38 protein-coding genes are annotated in these 15,668 nt (G+C 39.2%); 11 read left to right on the top strand and 27 right to left on the bottom strand.

Annotated features, from left to right (window positions below; translation table 11 throughout):
• Positions 1-30 precede the first annotated feature (30 nt).
• The 21 genes from AAZR93_RS08310 to AAZR93_RS08210 all read right to left on the bottom strand — a co-directional run bounded on the left by AAZR93_RS08310 (position 31) and on the right by AAZR93_RS08210 (position 6,547).
• Positions 31-237 carry a DUF4060 family protein gene (locus AAZR93_RS08310; RefSeq protein ID WP_434719518.1) on the bottom strand — a complete coding sequence of 69 codons (207 nt, stop codon included), beginning with the start codon at positions 235-237 and terminating at the stop codon, positions 31-33.
• Positions 215-592: a hypothetical protein gene (locus AAZR93_RS08305; protein ID WP_434719517.1), complete on the bottom strand. Its 378-nt coding sequence runs from the start codon at positions 590-592 to the stop codon at positions 215-217. The genes AAZR93_RS08310 and AAZR93_RS08305 overlap by 23 nt, the downstream gene beginning before the upstream one ends.
• Positions 585-779 (bottom strand): hypothetical protein, encoded by a 195-nt coding sequence (locus tag AAZR93_RS08300; protein ID WP_434719516.1) that lies wholly within the window; start codon positions 777-779, stop codon positions 585-587. The genes AAZR93_RS08305 and AAZR93_RS08300 overlap by 8 nt, the downstream gene beginning before the upstream one ends.
• Positions 776-988: a DUF7301 family protein gene (locus AAZR93_RS08295; RefSeq protein ID WP_434719515.1), complete on the bottom strand. Its 213-nt coding sequence runs from the start codon at positions 986-988 to the stop codon at positions 776-778. Before AAZR93_RS08295 ends, AAZR93_RS08300 begins: the two co-directional genes overlap by 4 nt.
• Positions 933-1,103 (bottom strand): hypothetical protein, encoded by a 171-nt coding sequence (locus AAZR93_RS08290; RefSeq protein ID WP_434719514.1) that lies wholly within the window; start codon positions 1,101-1,103, stop codon positions 933-935. Before AAZR93_RS08290 ends, AAZR93_RS08295 begins: the two co-directional genes overlap by 56 nt.
• Positions 1,104-1,109: 6 nt before the next feature.
• Complete coding sequence (locus AAZR93_RS08285; protein ID WP_434719513.1) at positions 1,110-1,346, bottom strand: hypothetical protein; 237 nt, start codon at positions 1,344-1,346, stop codon at positions 1,110-1,112.
• Positions 1,343-1,597, bottom strand: a complete 255-nt coding sequence (locus AAZR93_RS08280) for a hypothetical protein (protein ID WP_434719512.1) — start codon at positions 1,595-1,597, stop codon at positions 1,343-1,345. Before AAZR93_RS08280 ends, AAZR93_RS08285 begins: the two co-directional genes overlap by 4 nt.
• Positions 1,597-2,124 (bottom strand): hypothetical protein, encoded by a 528-nt coding sequence (locus AAZR93_RS08275; protein WP_434719511.1) that lies wholly within the window; start codon positions 2,122-2,124, stop codon positions 1,597-1,599. Before AAZR93_RS08275 ends, AAZR93_RS08280 begins: the two co-directional genes overlap by 1 nt.
• A 34-nt stretch (positions 2,125-2,158) precedes the next feature.
• The gene (locus AAZR93_RS08270) at positions 2,159-2,353 is read right to left on the bottom strand and encodes a hypothetical protein (protein WP_434719510.1); all 195 of its coding nucleotides are present in this window, start codon (positions 2,351-2,353) and stop codon (positions 2,159-2,161) included.
• Between the two features lie 40 nt (positions 2,354-2,393).
• Positions 2,394-2,732: a hypothetical protein gene (locus AAZR93_RS08265; protein ID WP_434719509.1), complete on the bottom strand. Its 339-nt coding sequence runs from the start codon at positions 2,730-2,732 to the stop codon at positions 2,394-2,396.
• A gap of 35 nt (positions 2,733-2,767) precedes the next feature.
• Positions 2,768-3,217 (bottom strand): single-stranded DNA-binding protein, encoded by a 450-nt coding sequence (gene ssb / locus AAZR93_RS08260; protein WP_434719508.1) that lies wholly within the window; start codon positions 3,215-3,217, stop codon positions 2,768-2,770.
• The gene (locus tag AAZR93_RS08255; RefSeq protein WP_434719507.1) at positions 3,210-3,842 is read right to left on the bottom strand and encodes a YqaJ viral recombinase family protein; all 633 of its coding nucleotides are present in this window, start codon (positions 3,840-3,842) and stop codon (positions 3,210-3,212) included. The genes ssb and AAZR93_RS08255 overlap by 8 nt, the downstream gene beginning before the upstream one ends.
• The gene (locus AAZR93_RS08250; protein WP_434719506.1) at positions 3,820-4,344 is read right to left on the bottom strand and encodes a hypothetical protein; all 525 of its coding nucleotides are present in this window, start codon (positions 4,342-4,344) and stop codon (positions 3,820-3,822) included. Before AAZR93_RS08250 ends, AAZR93_RS08255 begins: the two co-directional genes overlap by 23 nt.
• Positions 4,344-4,568, bottom strand: a complete 225-nt coding sequence (locus tag AAZR93_RS08245; RefSeq protein WP_434719505.1) for a hypothetical protein — start codon at positions 4,566-4,568, stop codon at positions 4,344-4,346. The genes AAZR93_RS08250 and AAZR93_RS08245 overlap by 1 nt, the downstream gene beginning before the upstream one ends.
• Entirely contained in the window at positions 4,565-4,795 is a 231-nt protein-coding gene (locus tag AAZR93_RS08240) for a hypothetical protein (protein ID WP_434719504.1), read from the bottom strand. Before AAZR93_RS08240 ends, AAZR93_RS08245 begins: the two co-directional genes overlap by 4 nt.
• 3 nt (positions 4,796-4,798) lie before the next feature.
• Entirely contained in the window at positions 4,799-4,987 is a 189-nt protein-coding gene (locus AAZR93_RS08235; RefSeq protein WP_265495086.1) for a hypothetical protein, read from the bottom strand.
• 63 nt (positions 4,988-5,050) lie between these two features.
• The gene (locus AAZR93_RS08230) at positions 5,051-5,488 is read right to left on the bottom strand and encodes a hypothetical protein (RefSeq protein WP_434719503.1); all 438 of its coding nucleotides are present in this window, start codon (positions 5,486-5,488) and stop codon (positions 5,051-5,053) included.
• A 62-nt stretch (positions 5,489-5,550) separates the two neighbouring features.
• Positions 5,551-5,844 carry a hypothetical protein gene (locus AAZR93_RS08225; RefSeq protein WP_434719502.1) on the bottom strand — a complete coding sequence of 98 codons (294 nt, stop codon included), beginning with the start codon at positions 5,842-5,844 and terminating at the stop codon, positions 5,551-5,553.
• A 1-nt stretch (position 5,845) separates the two neighbouring features.
• A complete protein-coding gene (locus AAZR93_RS08220) occupies positions 5,846-6,037 on the bottom strand; it encodes a hypothetical protein (RefSeq protein WP_434719501.1) in 192 nt (63 codons plus the stop codon).
• A gap of 13 nt (positions 6,038-6,050) precedes the next feature.
• Positions 6,051-6,320: a hypothetical protein gene (locus AAZR93_RS08215; protein ID WP_434719500.1), complete on the bottom strand. Its 270-nt coding sequence runs from the start codon at positions 6,318-6,320 to the stop codon at positions 6,051-6,053.
• Positions 6,321-6,349: 29 nt separating this feature from the next.
• On the bottom strand, positions 6,350-6,547 hold the full coding sequence (locus AAZR93_RS08210; protein WP_434719499.1) for a hypothetical protein: 198 nt from the start codon (positions 6,545-6,547) through the stop codon (positions 6,350-6,352).
• A 376-nt stretch (positions 6,548-6,923) separates the two neighbouring features.
• On the opposite strand from AAZR93_RS08210, the gene AAZR93_RS08205 reads away from it, so the two are divergent.
• Positions 6,924-7,442 carry a superinfection exclusion B family protein gene (locus AAZR93_RS08205; RefSeq protein ID WP_264633871.1) on the top strand — a complete coding sequence of 173 codons (519 nt, stop codon included), beginning with the start codon at positions 6,924-6,926 and terminating at the stop codon, positions 7,440-7,442.
• A gap of 74 nt (positions 7,443-7,516) precedes the next feature.
• Here the strand turns inward: AAZR93_RS08205 and AAZR93_RS08200 are convergent, their stop codons facing one another.
• Entirely contained in the window at positions 7,517-7,807 is a 291-nt protein-coding gene (locus AAZR93_RS08200) for a transcriptional regulator (protein WP_434719498.1), read from the bottom strand.
• Between the two features lies 1 nt (position 7,808).
• Entirely contained in the window at positions 7,809-8,009 is a 201-nt protein-coding gene (locus tag AAZR93_RS08195; protein WP_434719497.1) for a hypothetical protein, read from the bottom strand.
• A 384-nt stretch (positions 8,010-8,393) separates the two neighbouring features.
• Here AAZR93_RS08195 and AAZR93_RS08190 point away from each other — a divergent pair, with 384 nt between their 5' ends.
• Positions 8,394-8,600 (top strand): hypothetical protein, encoded by a 207-nt coding sequence (locus AAZR93_RS08190; protein ID WP_198634997.1) that lies wholly within the window; start codon positions 8,394-8,396, stop codon positions 8,598-8,600.
• A gap of 53 nt (positions 8,601-8,653) precedes the next feature.
• Here the strand turns inward: AAZR93_RS08190 and AAZR93_RS08185 are convergent, their stop codons facing one another.
• The 4 genes from AAZR93_RS08185 to AAZR93_RS08170 form a co-directional block, all read right to left on the bottom strand.
• Positions 8,654-9,115, bottom strand: coding sequence for a hypothetical protein (locus AAZR93_RS08185; RefSeq protein ID WP_434719496.1), 462 nt, complete (start codon positions 9,113-9,115; stop codon positions 8,654-8,656).
• Positions 9,116-9,128: 13 nt separating this feature from the next.
• Positions 9,129-9,437: an STAS-like domain-containing protein gene (locus tag AAZR93_RS08180; protein WP_434719495.1), complete on the bottom strand. Its 309-nt coding sequence runs from the start codon at positions 9,435-9,437 to the stop codon at positions 9,129-9,131.
• On the bottom strand, positions 9,437-10,555 hold the full coding sequence (locus AAZR93_RS08175; protein ID WP_434719494.1) for a hypothetical protein: 1,119 nt from the start codon (positions 10,553-10,555) through the stop codon (positions 9,437-9,439). The genes AAZR93_RS08180 and AAZR93_RS08175 overlap by 1 nt, the downstream gene beginning before the upstream one ends.
• Positions 10,556-10,620: 65 nt before the next feature.
• A complete protein-coding gene (locus AAZR93_RS08170) occupies positions 10,621-11,331 on the bottom strand; it encodes a LexA family protein (RefSeq protein WP_294104700.1) in 711 nt (236 codons plus the stop codon).
• A 107-nt stretch (positions 11,332-11,438) separates the two neighbouring features.
• Between AAZR93_RS08170 and AAZR93_RS08165 the strand changes: the two genes are divergently transcribed.
• The 9 genes from AAZR93_RS08165 (at position 11,439) to AAZR93_RS08125 (ending at position 15,666) form a co-directional block, all read left to right on the top strand.
• On the top strand, positions 11,439-11,624 hold the full coding sequence (locus tag AAZR93_RS08165) for a Cro/CI family transcriptional regulator (protein WP_434719493.1): 186 nt from the start codon (positions 11,439-11,441) through the stop codon (positions 11,622-11,624).
• A gap of 109 nt (positions 11,625-11,733) precedes the next feature.
• A complete protein-coding gene (locus AAZR93_RS08160; protein ID WP_434719492.1) occupies positions 11,734-12,081 on the top strand; it encodes a hypothetical protein in 348 nt (115 codons plus the stop codon).
• Positions 12,082-12,154: 73 nt separating this feature from the next.
• On the top strand, positions 12,155-12,841 hold the full coding sequence (locus AAZR93_RS08155; protein WP_434719491.1) for a GIY-YIG nuclease family protein: 687 nt from the start codon (positions 12,155-12,157) through the stop codon (positions 12,839-12,841).
• Positions 12,841-13,650, top strand: a complete 810-nt coding sequence (locus AAZR93_RS08150) for a hypothetical protein (RefSeq protein ID WP_434719490.1) — start codon at positions 12,841-12,843, stop codon at positions 13,648-13,650. The genes AAZR93_RS08155 and AAZR93_RS08150 overlap by 1 nt, the downstream gene beginning before the upstream one ends.
• A gap of 3 nt (positions 13,651-13,653) precedes the next feature.
• Complete coding sequence (locus AAZR93_RS08145; protein WP_434719489.1) at positions 13,654-14,508, top strand: ATP-binding protein; 855 nt, start codon at positions 13,654-13,656, stop codon at positions 14,506-14,508.
• A 25-nt stretch (positions 14,509-14,533) separates the two neighbouring features.
• Entirely contained in the window at positions 14,534-14,926 is a 393-nt protein-coding gene (locus AAZR93_RS08140; protein WP_434719488.1) for an ASCH domain-containing protein, read from the top strand.
• Positions 14,926-15,201, top strand: a complete 276-nt coding sequence (locus tag AAZR93_RS08135; protein ID WP_434719487.1) for a hypothetical protein — start codon at positions 14,926-14,928, stop codon at positions 15,199-15,201. The genes AAZR93_RS08140 and AAZR93_RS08135 overlap by 1 nt, the downstream gene beginning before the upstream one ends.
• A complete protein-coding gene (locus AAZR93_RS08130) occupies positions 15,188-15,391 on the top strand; it encodes a DUF551 domain-containing protein (protein WP_434719486.1) in 204 nt (67 codons plus the stop codon). The genes AAZR93_RS08135 and AAZR93_RS08130 overlap by 14 nt, the downstream gene beginning before the upstream one ends.
• The gene (locus tag AAZR93_RS08125; protein ID WP_434719485.1) at positions 15,388-15,666 is read left to right on the top strand and encodes a hypothetical protein; all 279 of its coding nucleotides are present in this window, start codon (positions 15,388-15,390) and stop codon (positions 15,664-15,666) included. The genes AAZR93_RS08130 and AAZR93_RS08125 overlap by 4 nt, the downstream gene beginning before the upstream one ends.
• Positions 15,667-15,668: the final 2 nt, after the last annotated feature.

Here is a 15,668-nt window from a genome sequence, read left to right as displayed (position 1 = left end):
TTCGCAATCCGTTTTCATGCTCTTGTGGTGTCATATTCTCTGCCTTTTATTTCTCATTGTGACCATATAAGATTTTTGACAGTTTTTAATTTCGACAGGGTAGATATTCTTTCCTATCTTTATTTTGTGATTAACGATTATTCCGGTTCGACTATGATTATTTTTGTGTATTTCTAGCGCGGCATTAATTGCAATTCTTTCTATATCAGATGCGTCACCTTTTATTATTAATTTCATTCTCCGCATCCTTCATTAATAAATATGCTAGGCATATTGCACGAGTTAGTTTTTTATCTTCTGCTATATTCCAGCCTGAGCCACATTGCCAAAGTCCATCTTTCGGTATCATGGTTATTTTATTCATTTCAGCTAAATTCATTGCCATTTGATTGCTAAATACATCAATCCATTCAGTTTCTACCCATTCTTCCTCATTATCATATTTTATTTCTGCTTTTAATCGCCGAGTAAAGAATCTAAATTTTCCTTTCCCTTGTTCAATGTTTTTATATTGGATGCCATTTTCTTTACAATCTAGGATGAATATTTTTTTATTAATCTCGAAGTCAGAGAGTTCGGTGTATTTATTCATTGATTAACTCCAGTTCATCTTCTTTAAATTCGCAAACAGTATTTCCAACCATGCATTTATATGGAAACTTATTGTGCTTGAACTCGTCTATATCAATAATTGTCATTTCATCTAAATATAAAATTCCGCAATGTGCGGAGTGGTCGCAGTTTTGCAATTCAACCTTATCGCCGACTTTAAATTTCATATCTCCCCCAATTCTATTCTTGATAATTTATTTATAATCCTATCTCTCCTATATTTAGGAAGCTTAGGCTCATTCTTTTTATTGCCATGCCTACCGCTGAAATAGTAGTTAACGATTATTCTGCAATGCTCGTTATAATCAGACTCTACTAACTCATCCAGCGTTGATAGTTTTCTCACCGAACACCTCACCACACTTAATCTCAACATCCCACACCGCCATTAATTGATTAGCACGGCTCTCGCATTCTTGCTGTGTGTATAATGTATTAGTTACAGGCGTAACATATCCCTGCCAAATTAATAACAGTACGAATAGTTTCATTATTAGTTAATCCAATCGGTAGAGTGGGATATTATAGTTGCTATTTTTTAATGGATATAACGTAGTAAATTTAATATCTAAATTTCTAAGTTCTTTTTCAGATGCAAACCCAGTTGGATATTGATTAATAATTCGCTCCAACTCATTACATAAAGCAACAATAACTTTCTTTTCTGGCTCTTTGTTATCTGCAATCATACCCTTGAGATAAGATGTTAATACTAATACCTCATTCTTATTCATTTTTTTATTTTCACTCCGTTGCTGATTAATATATTTCGAAATAACTCAATCATGCCTTTATATCCTTCGCTGCCATATTTTGAGTCTGGCAATTCAACCTCCAAACTCTCGCGTGATGCTTGCCATGCCTCCCATGCTTCTCTTGTCACAAGATAATAGTAATATCCAAATTGGTCTTTCTTTAGCGGGTCTATATGATTCTGCGGTTTCTTCAAAAAATACGTTTCAAATTGCTGTCTTGATTTATCCATCACTCCACCTTTTTAAACTCAATAACCCACACCCACGGATTATTTAGCCAAATTTCAGCTCCATAGATTGATTGCCACAGGCTTATGAAGCTATCACTAGCGCGGTTAAACCACTCGGCGGTATCATACAAATCAGCCAAGGTGTAATCACAATAAGCAGTTCCATTGCCAAAATTGTTATCTAACATCAGAATGCCTTCTGCCTTAGCATCCTCTTCGCTTATGTGATTAAGCTGCTCTATACAAACATCAGTAATTTCAATTTTCCCTTTGATATCACCGTCTTTATCCGTAACGCTAATGATGTCGCCAATTTCACCATACGGGCAATCAACATCAACAAATCCATGTCGCCATGCTGCACATACTTGCTCTGATAGTGTGTAACCTTCCTGCCATGCACCTAACTTGCGTAGCTCTTCCTCAGTTACTTTTGGCTGTGGCTCAATCGGTCTACGTGTCTGCGTTTTTCTACCATCCATGACAGCTGCTAACATTGCATCGTTAAACTTGATTCTGCCTTTCATATTCATTCCTTTTATTGCATCCCTGCGAGTTAAATTAGTCCAACTGAATAGCGCCTTCTTCTGGATATTCGGTGCAGTAAAAAATAGGCTTGGATTTATCGAAATAGTCTAAATGATGCTCATCATCTAGCGTGTATTCTGCTTCATCATCTGACCCTTGGTACTTTATTTCTAAGCCAGCAAATTCAGCCATAGCCATTATTTGCTTTGTTGTTAATGTAATAGTCATATCTATCTCCTGTTTGCATCCTTGCAAATATATCCATGAGCTAATTCCAGTTAGAAATCTCTTCTTCGATTAAATCGTCTATTTCGTCGTTAGTGGCTTCTTCATTGAGAAATAAGCGTGCCTCGGTCATATATTTTTCTCGGTTCTCGTCAAAGAACTTTGAACATTCAGGCGACCAACCACGCTTACCTCCTTGAAAATCTGCGGCGGCATTATCTTCAGCCATATTTTGAATCATCATATCGGAAGTAATGATGCCAGATTCACGACAAAACCCCTTTAAGTCGCGCTTTCTGAAATAAGATGAAACCTTTGAATCGCAAACATCTTTAAAGCGTAATTTCCAGCGACGAATACAGCGTCCATGTAGAGTTTTCATGGTTATATCCTTTGGTTAAATCACATAGGGAAGGGTTAGAATGGGATTTCGTCAAAGTCCTGTGTCGGCTCGAAATTTTGCTGTGGTGGTTGCTGAGGCTGTCGCGCTGGTTGCTGGCTTCCTGCCTGATTACCACCGTTACCGCCTAGCATTTGCATCGTGCCGCCGATATTTACAACGACTTCTGTTGTGTATCGGTCTTGACCGCTTTGGTCTTGCCATTTACGCGTTTGCAAAGAACCTTCGATATAGACTTGTGAGCCTTTTTTCAGGTATTCACCTGCAATTTCAGCTAACTTGCCGAAAATTACCACTCTATGCCATTCGGTTTTCTCGCGCATTTCTCCTGATTGCTTATCACGCCACGATTCCGATGTGGCTAGTGTGAGATTCGCTACTGCGCCACCGTTAGGCATGTAGCGAATTTCAGGGTCTTGGCCTAAGTGACCAATGAGTATTACCTTACAAACTCCACGACTAGCCATTTAACACTACCTCCTGAGTTGTTTTAATTAATTCTAAAAACTGATTTCTACGTTCCTGTAGTTGTGAAATTTCATCCTGAAAATCATCCTTGTTCAGTCTGTGAATTATTAATTGCTTACCCTCTGGAAAATCAGCACAGTAGCTAACAAAGTCTACCCAATCCATTTGAGTACAATCTAAGTGACTAATTAGTTGCCATTTATAAGATGGGTCAAAGCTTTTTCTGGTTAGAGTGGCATAATGAACTGAAGCGATTACTGACTTAATCTCAATAATGCCTTTTGAATTTTCGACGATACCGTCAGGGCTATCACCATAATCACCACAGTCAAAGAACCCTCCATTTAAAACATATGAAAATGTAGTATCTTCATACAGCATCCTTGCTATAGGCTCTTGTTCGTGACCGCGTTCCATGTGTTTATTTGAATAGTTATATTCAGCTTTAGCGCCAGTTATCCTTTCCAGCGCTATTTGTAGAGCATATTTTTTTGCAGGGTCTCCAAATGCCTTGCCATAATTAGCCATGAATAGCGGTGCGTTTGAAGATGTTACTTTTCCTACCCGTAACGATTCCCAATCATCAGAGTTTTGTTCAACATCATGAAATATTGGCTTCATCATTACACTCCGAAATTAGTTTTTTCTCGTTTTCGGGCGATATGCTTAAACGGGCAGTAACAGCATTCAGATGTCCATCTCTCTTGTATGCTTCTTTAGCGCTATTCCAAGCCTTTTCCATGTTCGGTGTTAGTTCCTGAACTAAGACTTTAGGTGCGTTAGGAGATATCCTTAACCCCTCCATAACTTCACGACCAAACTTTACGTTAGTATCAACATAAACAGTGACGCGCTGATTACACCAATCTTCAATGAATGGTGATCCAGTTAGGCGACGAAGCATTTTTGAGTTTGTGGCATTAAGTATCATTGGCTTTAATGCTTCTCCTGGTCTAAGTTCTTTCTCTGCAAAATAAGCGGTATTAAATAAATCTTTTGTTTTTTTAGTTTTATCACCTTCCAAAACAACGCGAACTATCGTTAAATCAACTCTATCAACGATGTCAGCACTGCTTAAATAAGGGGAATCAAACGCTTTTCTATAATGGGTTTTTTGAGCTTCCATTATTGCCTCCATATTTCATTTCTTATGTCTTTTGCAGCGTTAAAGGCTCCATCCCAAATACCTGCAAGTTGAGATTCAGTTAGTGACTGAATTATTGTTGGTGACGCATTTGTTACTGAATCCCATATAACCCGAGCCATTTCATTAGTTAGCTCATCATCCTGATTTGCTAGGTGCTCACGGTCTGGAATAGTGACGAAATTTTCATATTCTGAAATTCTCATGCTGCGTCCTTACCTTTCTTCTCAATTGCCATTTGAATGAGTTCATCTAGCGTTCCCTTGCTAGCTGCAAACTCAACGGCACCTTCAAGAGGGCTTTCCATTGCCCCAAATATCGCGTTAGTGTCACCTGTTAATGACTTTAGTTCGTAACTTTCCATAGTTATCGAAAGGTTTTTATAAAAGCTCACTTCGGGCTTATAGCCATCAGTTAAAATATTTACTGACATAAGTCACCTCGCGAATAAGGGAAGGGCAACAAAGAACATCACAACAATTACAGCGAAATAGAGTTTCCAGCTTGGCTCGTCATCTGCTGTTTTACGCTTACTAATTCTTGATGCTCGAATGGCTTGCGGTTTGCTTGGCTTAACCATGAATCCATCTCGCATTGCACGGTTATATTTCTGATTTGTATGCATGATTAGTCCTCACGTATCTTTCGATAGCGATAGTTATTTAGGTTCTGGTGTTGGCGCGGTGGGTTACTTAGATACTGCGTTATTCCAGCGTTTGATTAACTCTCTTGGGTCGTTGTAGGTTGGAGATCCATTCCAAGCACAGCACTTTAGGTTGAATGTATTTAAACCCTGTGGACTAGGTAAAACAAAAGGGCTGTACGCATGTAGTAATGGAGTTTTTTTACAAAATGGACACTCAGATATATCCTCACATCCTGTGAAATCTATCTCTGGTTTTGTTTTGTCATCTTCCATCCACTCAAGGCCTTCCGGAACATGTAGCCGATACCCATCCCAATAATCAAACTCTGGTGATAGGACTGATTGATAGCCAGCCCCTCTAGTTCGCATCCGCTTTCTTGCAATTACTTTTTCGCCTTCAACGGCTTTACTGTCCATTCGCCAGAGATAAACACCTTCCTTTTCTGGCTTTTGTTCTGAGTATTTAATCCACTGACTCATGTATTGTTCCTTATGTGCGTATTCCTCACTATTAATAGCGATATGAACGATTAAGTGGTGGGTTACTGCTGACCGAGGGCTTTTGCTATTACAGCGTCAGTGATATCTAAATTGTCGCCACTGTCCTGTTTGTAGCTTGCAACTATGTTTCGTAGTCGAATGAGCTCACTTAATAACTCTGGTGCTGCGGCGATTAGATTGGCGTTGGCTTCTTGTACAGATTCACTTTCAGGCCAATTAGTAGACCAGATTTCAACCCAGCTGTTATTTTCGCATCCATGAACTGTAGCGATTTGCCCAGTATGGGTATTATTCCTATCCGTTAGCCACGGTGCTGGCGTATGCTTAAATTCCATATCACCCCCTAGCCTTTAACATTGCATCTGCCATGCGGTAGGCTGATAGTGCTGTATCGTAGAAATCTCCTTCGCACTGCTCCCTTAAAGACCATGGTAGCGGTATTGTGCTAATCATTGCATTCATAGCCTCCATTGCGAACTTGTCTCGCAATTCTTCTAGTTGCCACGGTAAATTCTTTTTATCTGTCATACTCCCTCCTAAGCTATTGCATTAATCCATATTCATAATTGATATCATTAAGACCTTCCCTGTCTGACTCCAAGTAGTAGTCCCATCTATCCAGACTTTTATGATGCGTCCTGACCAATTGCCAGCGCCAACCGTCAGCGTGTCTAACTCGCCTTACATACCTGATTGTAGTAACCCAATGTTCATATCCACCATAGCCACTCAGTGAATCAAACTCGACTCGAACAGGTCTGAATAACTTCGGCATGGGTAGATTTCCATTGTGATACTCATCTATTGTCATACTCCCTCCGTTATTAACTAAACACGATGCTAGTAGCCTGAATATTCGCGCAAAGCAGAAATGATTTTTTGACATTCCCAATATGCATTTTGAATAACATCTTCAAATCCTTGGTCTACGCATGTATCTAAATTTTCTTTCAATATGCCAAATTTAGCGTCTAACTCCCTTAGCATCACGAGTTGCCATTCAGGGTCGTTAGATTCTGGAATTTCTATATCATCCATCTCTATCTCCTATCTATTAATCAACTCACCACAGCCCACAGAATGGACTCTGATTAGTCGCCTAGATATCGCTCTAGGCTGCGGGTCTCACAGACCATGGCACCGCACTCTTAAATTTATTTAGATAAGTTAAATTTAATCACTACATAAATCCTCCGATTCAAACGGTACTTACATCTATGGCGTGACCGATTTAACGCCTATGTTTATTGTCGTGCTGTCAAAAAAGCTATCTCAGCACAGCCCACCTTGATGGACTGTAATTAGTTAACTGTGCCCGTTTATTTATCCACTTAGGGCGTCAGTGGTTTCATTGTGCCCCCACAAATGAAATCGGTTATAATTAACTCACCCCCACAATATGAGAGTTAGTTAAATGGAATTATTAGCCATTATTGGACGTGTATTAAAAAGCGAACCATTGGAGCGTGTTATGTGGTTTATTATTGTTTGGGTGTCATTATTGATGATTAGTCCTGATTCTTGGGGCGCTAGCTTTAACTCAAAAATTGGGATCCCTTATGTTTGGCAAGTGTTTATATTTGCCATTTCTTTTGTCATTGCAGTTAATACGCAAAGACTTGTAATGATGGGGCGTGATTCAATTATTGGTGTTATCCGCGATAGAAAATTAAAGAATGAAAAAATAAAAATATCGCAGTTAATATCAAACCTCTCGAAAGGAGAAAAAGGATATATAGCAATGATTATTGATATAGGCGGTGGATATGTGGGCGGCAACCGAAGCGATCCAGTAATTAAGTCTTTGCTAGATAATAATATTATTCATGATTATTCTAAGCACTTAAATATGAGGCATATGAATAGCTACATAATTAACCCCTATTATTATTCTGAATGTGTCAATCAATTTACAGGGTATTTTGATATTTAGCCCATCCGTGGGCTTTATCTTGCCGTAACACTTCCATCACTCATAATCGGCTTGCGTAGCCGTGGTTGCTTGCGTCACCATTTCTTACTTGCGCTTCTCTGGTGTGCGTGATTGACGACTCTATACATGATGTCGTCTTTTGATGTGTCATCCACTGATGCGTAGTCTCTTGGTACTGGTGGGCTTATTATGGCTTTGTCAGTTCTATCCATAGATTCTCTATCTAAGTCAATATCCTGAAGCTCTGTTTTTGTTTTATAAAAACTCGGTGGAAGACCATTTTCTTTTCTGTATTGCTCACCTAGCTTTTGTCTTTTCAGTCTCCGGCGGTCACGAGCCGTTAGCCAACTTAAGTTATCAGTCACGTTATGCCCTCGCTGTAATATCGCCGTTTGGCATGATTGGCTTGCGTAGTCTTAGCGGCTTAGCCTGAGCTGTTGGTAACTTATTCAACTCAAAAATTATCTGAGCCATAACATCGAATGAATTAACCTTCCGTGATTCTTCTTTGCGCTGTTCCATGCGCTTCTCTTTCCTGCGTAATTTATAACGCTGTCTTGAGTTCATAATAAAATCCTCAGTTAGTTAACTTTGGTGATTGGCATAGTCATGTGACTAAATCATGATCCGGCGTCCGGAAGTTGGCTTATGTCACGCCAATCATCTATACCAATCCCAAAGCTAACTTTACTTTGGCCTCCCGTTTTCAAGGAGGAAGCTAAATTATTAAAGAGCATAAGGCGTATATTTCATGTTGCTTGCCTTCGATGGAGTTAATAATACTAAAGGTATTACTTGTGGTCAATACTAATGATATTAAAATAAATACTGAAAGTATTAATTTATTGAATTTAAACGGAATTTATTTTCAAAAATTATTTATCTTGCGAGGAAAATCACACGAATCAGCGGAACATATGCTAAATTATTGGGTAAAACTCAGGAGGATTTATGAATTTAGATGATGAGGAAGTTGTAAAAGTAGTAATGGAAGTGGGCGGCGCGGTATTTCGACTGCTGGACAATACCGACACTATAACCAAAGAAATGATTATTGATGAACTTGAGCGATACCGTAAAGAGGTAACGAACACGCTACATAAAGGCGCTTTACGTGATGCTGCTCAGGTAGTTAGAAGTATGGGGAAGATTGGATAGGGCACAAAAAAGCCCTCGCGGGGAGGGCTATAGTCTATGTTAGAGGTGGTGGGTTATGAAAATTTTTTATTGTAAGATTTCTTTATTTCTTCTTGGATTCTTTGTAACTCTGCTAGAGTAAAAATTATTTTGTCTTTTTCATACTTTTGCTCATCGGTGCAGTTTTGTCTTAGTTCAGTTATTAAGTGGTTTTGCACTAATTGTTGATTATCTAGACATTGGACTCTCTCACAAAGGAATTGTATTTTTCGGACTAAAGATATAAATCTAAAATAAGCTTTAACCTTTGACCTTTGGCTTCTTGTTATCTCTGATAAAATTAGCATCTCAGAATATACTACATCTAAAACTTGATATAGCTCATCAATTAATCTATTGATTTCTTTATTTTTTTCATTTTTGCTATTGTTACTATACGCCAACTTAGAGGTAATTATCCAGCCGGTTATTGTAATTACAGCTGTAGCTAAAGCAGTGAAAAAACTTAGCCACTGAGGGTTAAACTCATTATCCATGAACTATATCCCTTTATAAAGAATCATTTATATAGCTAATGACTTCTTGCTTTATTGATTCGTCGTTAGAGGTAATATTATCTCTTAATTTTAATATTAAATTTTTATCTACACCATGGCGAGCAAGTCCGCCAAAAGTTTCTTCTAAAAACGATGAGCCGTATCCAAAGACACCATCTAAATTAACCTCTATATCGCCATTATTTTTTTCTATTTCAGGGATTAGAATGTCATCTCTAAATTCTTCACCACTAAATTCACCTAAATTCTTGTATCTTGGCCCCGGAAACCGTGAAAAGTCTTTTATATATATAGTTTTCATTATTCTTGAGTTCCTAATGGTGGTAAAGTTATACTCCATTCGACTATCGTTCCTGATATCGATTGACTACCATCCCAACAAATTTCTGGTTTCTTTTTGATGCCTTTATTGGTAAATCGGTAGTTACCCTTGTTTGACATAATGCTCAACCTTGACCCTTCTACATTTTCTATGATTGATTGCAAATCTGTGCCGCCCTTTCCTCTGTAAGCTAGTTTAGTTCGAGTCTTTTTGACTTGCAATGATGCTCTAATATAATCGCTATCGGAAGACAGATTTTTACCTATATATTCAATTAATTTACGCATAATGCTAGATGGCTGCGTTTTTTTTAACGTATTTGGAATCCCCACACCGAGATCGCAAATTAAAACAGTAAGTCTATTTTCTAACAATGCAGCAAAACACCACCATTTATTTGTATTAGATAGCTTTGTTTTTTTATAAAGGTCACTTCTATATGCGTGCTCTACAGAATTAGCCATTGCCTCAATTAAAGGTCGATAAAGTCCGCTATAATCTACATTTAATTTTTCTGTAACGCTCTCAAGCAGCCGTCCAACAGCGCTACTCATGACCTCTTCGCCTCTTAATACCTCCCAACATTTAACATTGGCGATTTCTTGCATATTTCTTGTTTTTAAACCTACCGCTTCATAGAAACCTATTCTATTTAAAACGCTGTCTACTACAGGTTTTTTTTCATGCGAAGGCGCTATTCTTACTGGTAATGGGCGAGAGACGATATATTTCACATGAGGAAACATGACTTTGATTGACTCAATTTTGGCTAATAGCCAAATACCAGCTGCTGCAGTGATCGTGGTTGTATTCCTAAAGCAAATATGAACTTTTCTATTTGTTGATACACCAATTTCACGTGACCTTTTTTCCACTTCAACTACAAACTCTACCATCCTATCATGATACTTAGTTGTGTATAAGTCCATGATATTTGGTGCTACTATTTTATCTTTTTTTGTATTTTTTTTTCTTTTACCGCTTCGAGTCATGCTGGATTGAGTTTTTTTTGCTGCAGATTTAGATAATCCTCTAGTAAATCGTTTTAGTGCTCGTTTTAATTTATGAGCATTAACTTCTTTTTCCCATAACTTCATTAGTTCCCTCAATTGTTGTGAAAAAATAAAGGTTTTGCCACACCCTAAAACGTGTCGTCAGGCCACTAGACTAAGCGCATCATCATCTGAACAGCTACGCCGATGATCTTACAATTTCCATTGATTGGCGTTATTGGCCATGCAGGGTTTAAGCCTTTTAAGAACTTTTGACCGCCATCAATGACCAGTTTTTTAAACGTCGCTTCATTCGAATCAGTTAACTTAGCTATGACTAAACTATTGTTTATAGCCTCTCGACCAGTATCTACGAGCACTAACGACCCCTCAGGAACGCTTTGGCCTGATGCTGCTGTCATAGAATCGCCTTCGACTTTTAACCAGAATGCGGAGCCTTGCACATGCACTTCTGACTCATACCACTCATCTATCTGATCTAGTGTGTATGGCTCACAAGCTTCATTCCAAGACCCTGCTTGAACCCAGCTAATTACTGGATATTTAGGCGCTGGACGATATGGCCTTGGATTAGACACATTTGGAGATAATGCGTTAGTGATCAGCTCAGCTTCTTTAGCAAGGGATGGGCTGAACTCGCTTATAGGTACTTGCAGTAAATTAGAAAACACTGAAGCGATTTGAACGTTAAGTGGGTTTCTACCATTTAGATAATGACCAACCCCGCCCTGACTTATATCAAGCATGTCAGCAATTTGCTGTTGTGTTATTCCTAGCGATTTTTTCTTGGACTCATACAAAGCCTTTAGACGATTGGCGTCATTAAGCTGTTCTGTCGTCAATTTATTCTTATTGCTCATTGTCTCAATTCTAATACCAATGCTATTAAAAGTGTTAATACCATATGTATTGACCTTTATTAATACTTTCAGTATTATTGTGGTGTGGAATAAAAAGGAGATTTACCATGGAAAGAATTCCTTTGTCTGAGTATGTAAAAAATAACAGTCAGGAAAAGGCAGCATCATTAATTGGGGTGCATCAGACCGCAATTAGTAAAGCCCTCAGAGAGGGTAGAAATATTTTGTTAACAACAACCGAGGGTGGAATTCAAGCAATTGAAATCAAACCATTCCCCAGCAATAAAAAATAGTAATACCGCTCTTTAACATTTCATCCGCTCTCCTTGCAAACGGGAGAAACCACAACTCACAGGATCGTGAGCAACGGACTAACTGCAACTATTTAATGGAATATAAATTATGGACTACGCAAAAACTATCAAAGTGGATTGTTCACCTAACGAATTGATGAGCTTCTACCTAAAACAAATGTATTCAATTGGAAATAACGGACTGGCTCAGCGGCTAGGCGTTCACCCATCAACTTCAAGTCGCGATAAAAACCGGATATTTGAGCTTGCTTGTTTAGCGGTAACTGAACTTGGATTGCCCCCTGATTCAGTACACATCAGTGATAAGCCAACGAAGGTTGTTATTGAGGGAGATTATGCAGAAAGGTTAATTCAGGTACTCGAAGGGAAAGGAAAGATAAAAAGAAAAGCCCCAACCGCTAGGACGGACGAGGCTCAAATAGAACTGTCAATTTAAAGGGATCAACTTTAAGGAGGTAATTATACATGAATATTAATTACACAACAAATCGATATGGAGGTCGAGAGTAATGGGTATAGGTCACTTAGGAGAATTGGAATTAAATCGAGACCAAGTCAACCCTGGCGCTATACCTGATGATTTTAGGATAGAAGGCTGGGTATACATTCTTAGCAATGAGTACATGCCTGGTATCTACAAAGTCGGGATGACAACGATCTCGCCAGAAAACAGAGCGAAAGAACTTTCATCAGCCACAGGAGTTCCAGATAAATTTAAAATCGAAGCTGCATTTTATTCTGACTCTCCTGGAGATAATGAAGCTGAAATTCATGAGTACTTATCTGATCACAGGATAAATGAATCGAGAGAGTTTTTTAAATGTGACCTCGAAGACATTATAGATACATGTTCAGAGGTTTGCATGGCGAAGGTTGGCGACCCAATAGAAGACATTGCTGACTCGTTTGATGTTATTTGCACTGACAGGCTTGATGAGCTGAAGCTGGATAAGCTATTTGAGTCTATTGGAATAACCGTACTTGGGTGCAAATTAGCCGCAGCAGAAAGAATGATAAGACTTGCGGCTCACCTTTCTAAAAATAAATTTGCTGATTCACATTCTCTTTACTTCAAAGGAAACACTGCATACCTGGTGCAAAGCACTATGGGAAAGTTATATGAAGAATATCTAAAAAATGAGGAGTGGAAAAAGAATAACCCTGAATTAGCACACAAACTGGAGGTACCTTTCTAATGGCCAGAGCACGAAATATTAAGCCGGGCTTTTTTACTAATGATGATTTAGCAGAATGCGAGCCATTGGCTCGTATTCTTTTCGTAGGCTTATGGACAGTTGCCGATCGCGAAGGTCGAATTGAAGACAAGCCCCGTAAAATTAAAGCTATGGTATTGCCATATGATGATGTTGATTGTGACAAATTACTCGCGCAATTGCATGGTAAAAACTTCATCACTAGATATGCAGTAGATGGGAATGAGTTTATCCAGATTAATAACTGGAAGAAACACCAAAACCCTCACATGAAAGAAGCGGCTAGTGAAATACCAGAACAAGTAACGCAACCTATTGATATTGAAGAAGCACCAGAAAAGCACAGTTCTAGCATGGTGCAAGAATCAGAAGAGAACAAAACTATCCCTGCTGATTCCCTCATCCCTCATCCTGATTCCCTTAACCTGATTCCCTATAACACCCAAGCCAAAAATCCGGCTTGTTCTGGTGATGAGAAAAAATCGTCAGACAATGTTCAGTCGATTGCAAAAAAATACGCATTCGAAGGCCAGGTGATTCGCCTTAACCAAAAGGACTTTGACTCCTGGAAAGAATTATTTCCTAACATCGATTTGGTATCAGAGTTAACACGTTTAGATCTGGAGTTTGAAAAGGTAAAACCTAAGAACTGGTTTAGCACAGTTAGCGCTAAGCTGAATTACCAGAACAAAAACGCTAAGCCAACCTGGACGCCTAACAAGCGAGCAGCCAGTGAAAGCTTTGGAGCCAAGGATTATGGTCAAACGGATATGCCAACATGGGTGAATTAAATTATGAACCTGACAGAAAGAATTCAAGAAATCAAAAAGAACCTGGCAGAGATTGATAAACAACCTGCTGAAATACCAAATACAGAAATTCATTACCTGGATATCGAATGTGAAACTCACGGAACATACCAGGCTAGAAAGCGAGTAAGCACAAGTGGATTAAAGCTCACACCTAGACCATCACCATGCTCTAAGTGCCTGCTTGAAGAGCTGGAAAAGTTAAAGGCTGAAAAACAACAAAGTGATGAGCGTGGCAAGAAGCGACTTATCGAAAATCTTTTAGCTGACCTAAATATCCCCGAACGTTTTGTTCCATGCACCCTGGATAATTACGAATCCGTTAACCAGGATGCGGCTAGAAATCTAAGTGTTTGCAAAGCCTATGCAAGTAAGTGGACAGATAGACTACGCCAAGGCGGCGGTTTAGTTATGTGCGGTAAGCCTGGTACTGGTAAGAATCATTTAGCCCTGGCTATTGCTCGTCATGTAATCGAACAACACCAAGATTCAGCCTTATTCACAACAGCGTTGCGTGTTGCCAGAAAATTCAAGTCAACCTGGAGTAAAACTGCGACTGAAACTGAGTCAGAGGTGATTCGAATTTTTACCAACCCTGATTTACTGATAATCGACGAAGTAGGTGTTCAATTCGGGTCTGAAGCTGAAAAGTTGATCTTGTTTGAAATCATCAACACCAGGTATGAACGAATGAAACCAACCATTCTAATCAGCAACCAAACCAGGGAAGAACTAGGCGCGTTTATCGGAGAGCGAGTCATTGACCGTATGAGCGACGGCGGCGGTTGTACATTAGCTTTCACCTGGGATAGTTACCGATCACGCAAGCAAGCAGCCTAACACACCAAATCATAAGGACTTCTAGATGAAAGCAATATCAATTCGTCAGCCTTGGGCGTGGCTAATAGTTAATGGCCACAAGGATATTGAGAATCGAAGTTGGCGCACTAAGTACCGAGGCAAAGTATTGATTCATGCATCACAAGGCGTTAAGACCATTGAATATGTTAGAGCATCGACACTGGCAAATAGATTAGGGATAACACTGCCAGAAATTGATGATTTTGACACGGGCGGGATTGTTGGCATGGCAACGATTACTGATTGCGTAGAACAAAGCGATTCACCATGGTTTTTCGGTGAGAAAGGTTTCGTATTAACTGATGCAAGGGCGCTAGATTTCATTCAAATGAAAGGGAAATTGAGCTTCTTTGAAGCAGGAATTGAGCCAGATGAAATTAAGCGAGGTGTTGAGTGATGAAAGGAACAACGTTAACAGAGCTGAATGAGTTCTATATTCGAAAACTGGATGCAGAAGATAAAGCTGATGACATGAAAACAGCATTTCGCATGGCTTTATTTTTGGATAAGTCGGCATGGAAGATAGAAATAGACCCACATGTTATCTGTAGGTCTGATGGCAGTGTATTCGAAGTTGAAATGGATAAGGAATCGGCAGAGCGATTAGCCAATCAGCTAAACGAGCTAACAGGAAATTCCAGCCAACGGGAGGCATCTAATGCAGGGAGCTAATTGGGTTAAGTGTTCAGATAAAATGCCAGAGAAAGACGTTAGAGTGATGGCAGTTTGGAATGGAATGCCAACGATTCTATGTTTATTTTCTAGAACTGGGTTATGGGACGATGGCGATTTTTACTCATGCATCCCACTTGAAGATGTTACTCACTGGATGCCACTCCCACCAATGCCAGAGGGTGAATGATGAAGATAAAACGCAAAGTTCACAATAAACTATTTCCAACTCGTAAATTGTCATTCTATCAGCACTCAAAAGTCGATGAGTGGAACTCGCTAGAGTGCTACATGGATAAGTGGTTATTAGTTATTTTGTTCACACCAATTGTTGTCATTGGAACGCTAGTAGCTGGATTTCCTACGGCATTCAAAGAAGCTACGGTTTATTTCAGTAAACCATATTCAGTTGATAGCCTGACACTTGCAGAAGTTGAGGCTATTAGGGTGGAACAGGAGAGCTAACA

Origin of the sequence: Providencia sp. Je.9.19, assembly GCF_051129765.1 — a bacterium.
Classification (GTDB): Bacteria; Pseudomonadota; Gammaproteobacteria; order Enterobacterales; family Enterobacteriaceae; genus Providencia.
This window is presented reverse-complemented; position numbering and strand designations above follow the sequence as displayed.

Coding starts and splice junctions, on each gene's coding strand:
- AAZR93_RS08310 (WP_434719518.1), bottom strand. CDS start 237: ATGAAATTAATAATAAAAGGTGACGCATCTGATATAGAAAGAATTGCA.
- AAZR93_RS08305 (WP_434719517.1), bottom strand. CDS start 592: ATGAATAAATACACCGAACTCTCTGACTTCGAGATTAATAAAAAAATA.
- AAZR93_RS08300 (WP_434719516.1), bottom strand. CDS start 779: ATGAAATTTAAAGTCGGCGATAAGGTTGAATTGCAAAACTGCGACCAC.
- AAZR93_RS08295 (WP_434719515.1), bottom strand. CDS start 988: ATGTTGAGATTAAGTGTGGTGAGGTGTTCGGTGAGAAAACTATCAACG.
- AAZR93_RS08290 (WP_434719514.1), bottom strand. CDS start 1,103: ATGAAACTATTCGTACTGTTATTAATTTGGCAGGGATATGTTACGCCT.
- AAZR93_RS08285 (WP_434719513.1), bottom strand. CDS start 1,346: ATGAATAAGAATGAGGTATTAGTATTAACATCTTATCTCAAGGGTATG.
- AAZR93_RS08280 (WP_434719512.1), bottom strand. CDS start 1,597: ATGGATAAATCAAGACAGCAATTTGAAACGTATTTTTTGAAGAAACCG.
- AAZR93_RS08275 (WP_434719511.1), bottom strand. CDS start 2,124: ATGAAAGGCAGAATCAAGTTTAACGATGCAATGTTAGCAGCTGTCATG.
- AAZR93_RS08270 (WP_434719510.1), bottom strand. CDS start 2,353: ATGACTATTACATTAACAACAAAGCAAATAATGGCTATGGCTGAATTT.
- AAZR93_RS08265 (WP_434719509.1), bottom strand. CDS start 2,732: ATGAAAACTCTACATGGACGCTGTATTCGTCGCTGGAAATTACGCTTT.
- ssb (WP_434719508.1), bottom strand. CDS start 3,217: ATGGCTAGTCGTGGAGTTTGTAAGGTAATACTCATTGGTCACTTAGGC.
- AAZR93_RS08255 (WP_434719507.1), bottom strand. CDS start 3,842: ATGATGAAGCCAATATTTCATGATGTTGAACAAAACTCTGATGATTGG.
- AAZR93_RS08250 (WP_434719506.1), bottom strand. CDS start 4,344: ATGGAAGCTCAAAAAACCCATTATAGAAAAGCGTTTGATTCCCCTTAT.
- AAZR93_RS08245 (WP_434719505.1), bottom strand. CDS start 4,568: ATGAGAATTTCAGAATATGAAAATTTCGTCACTATTCCAGACCGTGAG.
- AAZR93_RS08240 (WP_434719504.1), bottom strand. CDS start 4,795: ATGTCAGTAAATATTTTAACTGATGGCTATAAGCCCGAAGTGAGCTTT.
- AAZR93_RS08235 (WP_265495086.1), bottom strand. CDS start 4,987: ATGCATACAAATCAGAAATATAACCGTGCAATGCGAGATGGATTCATG.
- AAZR93_RS08230 (WP_434719503.1), bottom strand. CDS start 5,488: ATGAGTCAGTGGATTAAATACTCAGAACAAAAGCCAGAAAAGGAAGGT.
- AAZR93_RS08225 (WP_434719502.1), bottom strand. CDS start 5,844: ATGGAATTTAAGCATACGCCAGCACCGTGGCTAACGGATAGGAATAAT.
- AAZR93_RS08220 (WP_434719501.1), bottom strand. CDS start 6,037: ATGACAGATAAAAAGAATTTACCGTGGCAACTAGAAGAATTGCGAGAC.
- AAZR93_RS08215 (WP_434719500.1), bottom strand. CDS start 6,320: ATGACAATAGATGAGTATCACAATGGAAATCTACCCATGCCGAAGTTA.
- AAZR93_RS08210 (WP_434719499.1), bottom strand. CDS start 6,547: ATGGATGATATAGAAATTCCAGAATCTAACGACCCTGAATGGCAACTC.
- AAZR93_RS08205 (WP_264633871.1), top strand. CDS start 6,924: ATGGAATTATTAGCCATTATTGGACGTGTATTAAAAAGCGAACCATTG.
- AAZR93_RS08195 (WP_434719497.1), bottom strand. CDS start 8,009: ATGAACTCAAGACAGCGTTATAAATTACGCAGGAAAGAGAAGCGCATG.
- AAZR93_RS08190 (WP_198634997.1), top strand. CDS start 8,394: ATGAATTTAGATGATGAGGAAGTTGTAAAAGTAGTAATGGAAGTGGGC.
- AAZR93_RS08185 (WP_434719496.1), bottom strand. CDS start 9,115: ATGGATAATGAGTTTAACCCTCAGTGGCTAAGTTTTTTCACTGCTTTA.
- AAZR93_RS08180 (WP_434719495.1), bottom strand. CDS start 9,437: ATGAAAACTATATATATAAAAGACTTTTCACGGTTTCCGGGGCCAAGA.
- AAZR93_RS08175 (WP_434719494.1), bottom strand. CDS start 10,555: ATGAAGTTATGGGAAAAAGAAGTTAATGCTCATAAATTAAAACGAGCA.
- AAZR93_RS08170 (WP_294104700.1), bottom strand. CDS start 11,331: ATGAGCAATAAGAATAAATTGACGACAGAACAGCTTAATGACGCCAAT.
- AAZR93_RS08165 (WP_434719493.1), top strand. CDS start 11,439: ATGGAAAGAATTCCTTTGTCTGAGTATGTAAAAAATAACAGTCAGGAA.
- AAZR93_RS08160 (WP_434719492.1), top strand. CDS start 11,734: ATGGACTACGCAAAAACTATCAAAGTGGATTGTTCACCTAACGAATTG.
- AAZR93_RS08155 (WP_434719491.1), top strand. CDS start 12,155: ATGGGTATAGGTCACTTAGGAGAATTGGAATTAAATCGAGACCAAGTC.
- AAZR93_RS08150 (WP_434719490.1), top strand. CDS start 12,841: ATGGCCAGAGCACGAAATATTAAGCCGGGCTTTTTTACTAATGATGAT.
- AAZR93_RS08145 (WP_434719489.1), top strand. CDS start 13,654: ATGAACCTGACAGAAAGAATTCAAGAAATCAAAAAGAACCTGGCAGAG.
- AAZR93_RS08140 (WP_434719488.1), top strand. CDS start 14,534: ATGAAAGCAATATCAATTCGTCAGCCTTGGGCGTGGCTAATAGTTAAT.
- AAZR93_RS08135 (WP_434719487.1), top strand. CDS start 14,926: ATGAAAGGAACAACGTTAACAGAGCTGAATGAGTTCTATATTCGAAAA.
- AAZR93_RS08130 (WP_434719486.1), top strand. CDS start 15,188: ATGCAGGGAGCTAATTGGGTTAAGTGTTCAGATAAAATGCCAGAGAAA.
- AAZR93_RS08125 (WP_434719485.1), top strand. CDS start 15,388: ATGATGAAGATAAAACGCAAAGTTCACAATAAACTATTTCCAACTCGT.